The 2,229-nt window shown below is 75.8% G+C and carries 1 protein-coding gene; it reads right to left on the bottom strand.

All coding sequences use genetic code 11. From position 1 onward, the window contains the following. Positions 1-273: 273 nt before the first annotated feature. The coding region (locus ACTUAL_RS06050; protein WP_440899546.1) for a hypothetical protein at positions 274-2,229 on the bottom strand (1,956 nt) is incomplete at its 5' end.

Here is a 2,229-nt window from a genome sequence, read left to right as displayed (position 1 = left end):
GCGGTCGGTGCCGACGACCTCGTGCGCGCGGTCGGCGGGGAGCAGCGCGCCGGGCACCGGTGCCGCAGGGCGACACCAGTCGTACGGGACGCGCGGGTGGGCGCCACCCCGACTCGCCGGGCGGGGGGGCGAAACGACCGCAGGGCCCGCGCCGGAGCGCGGGCCCTGCGGTGACGAGGGGCGAGGAGAGCGGGAGGACTAGATCAGGGAGTCCCCTGGGGGACGAGGAGGAAGCCTTCCCATGGCCTCGCTGACTCCAGCTTAGCGATCGGCTCACTCCGGGAGCAAGCGGTTCAGGTTCTCCCGCGTGATGACGACCGCCTCGTCCGGCAAGCCCTCCGGGCGGTCCAGGCCGACGTACAGCGGCGGGACGTCGGACGCGGGCGGCTCGCCGGTCCACGGCAGGACCTGGGAACCCTTGGCGCGCAGCAGGTCCAGCAGGTGGGCGATGGTCAGGCAGCGCCGTTCCGCCAGCGACCGGGCCACCCTCCGCGCGAGGTCGCCGGTGGTCTCCACACTGGCGAACAGCGCGGTGCTGCCCAGGTGGAGGTGCGTCCACACCGCCACCCAGCCCTCGCCGTCGCGCACGAACACGGCGGGCACGGCGGACGGCAGCGGGTCGCGCAGGTCGGAGCGGGTGCGGACGGTGCGCGGTTCGAACGGGGCCCCGGACTGGACGCGGTCGCGCTGCATCCAGCCGAACAGCGCCTCCTCGGCCCGGTCGAAGCTCTCGCCGGAGTAGCGGTGCAGCTGGGGCACCACGCAGTGCGCGTCCAGGCCCGCGAGGGGCAGGTCGATGAACTCGGTGGCGCCCTCCGGGGCGTTCGTCACGTCGCCGGAGTAGACCGCGCCGCCCTCACCGCGGTGGTTCGTCCACGACACGTGGCCCCGGTACCCGAAGTCCTCGTCCAGCAGCAGCGCGGACAGGTCGTAGTCGGTGGGCTCCGCGCGCTGCCTCCAGTGCGCGAACAGGCGCAGCACCTCGCCGTCGGCGAGGTCGAGCCTGGTGCGCGAACCCCTGGGCAGCACGGCGAAGCCGTCCTGGGTCGCCTTCCCGGACAGGGGCAGGGCGACGTCCAGCACGTCCGGGTCGAACAGCACCACGGGGTGGTCGGGCAGGCGGCGGGTGATCTCCCCGTCGAGCAGGGCGACCACCTCGGCCAGCAGGGGTTCGGGCAGGGGCGGGCGGGTGTCGGGGGCGAACCAGGCGGTGCGGTTGCGGGTGGCGAACAGGCGGGCGGGCGCGGGGGTCGCGCGGGTGGACAGGTGGTCGCGCAGCGAGCAGAGGACCCGGCCGGACACGTCGCCGATCCGGCGCCGCAGCGCGGAGAGCACCGAGTCCACTTCGGACTGCTCCGGGACCGCGAGGCGCAGCAGGCGGTCCAGGGAGCGGGCCAGCGCGCCGGGGGACGACGCGAGGAGCGCCGCCGCGCGCGCCGGGCCCTCGGTGGCCAGCGCGCGTTCGACGCGGGACGCCAGGCCGGGCGCGGCGCGCTCCCCGCGTGCCACGGCGAAGACCTCGGCGGCGTGCGGGAGGGTCGGGTGCTCGTGCGGGTGCAGGCGTTCGCCGAGGCGCTTCCACGGTTCGGCGAGCGCGGCGACGTCGGTCAGCTTCGCCGGATCGGCCGCCACGCGGTCCAGCGCGGTCAGCAGGAGTCGGCGTTCGGGGCGGCGGAACGAGCGGAACCTGGTCGGCTTGGCCAGGGTCACGTCGCCGCCGCTGGCGCGGCAGGCCAGGCGCAGCACGTCCTTCGTGGTGTCCACGTCCGGGGCCAGCCCCGCAGCCAGGCGCGCGGCGTTGAGGACGGCGCGGTTCTCGCGCACCGGGACCCGCTCGGTGTGCGGGCCGTCGAGGTGCGCCCCGGCCAGCTCGGCGAGCAGCTCCAGGTCGCCCGCGGTCAGCGGGGTGGGAATGCCCGCGAGGTCGAGGTAGAGGGCGGCGAGCTCCTCGGCCGCCGTGAGTCCCAGGTGGACGGTGGTGACTCGGTCCCGCACGGAGGGGACGAACGCGTCGTGCGCGGCCAGGACGTCCGCGTGGGTGTGCCGCGGGACGCCGTAACCGGGCAGGGCGAGCAGGTTCAGCGGACCGGGCTCGGGCGGGCCCTGGGTGGTGACCAGCTCGGCGAGGCGCTCCAGCCAGAAGTCCACGGTGTCCGGGACGCCCTCGGGGAAGTCGCGGAAGTACGGGGTGTGCCGGACGTGGTCGGCGACCAGCTCGCGCAGCGCGGC

This window comes from Actinosynnema sp., assembly GCF_052038725.1.
This window is presented reverse-complemented; position numbering and strand designations above follow the sequence as displayed.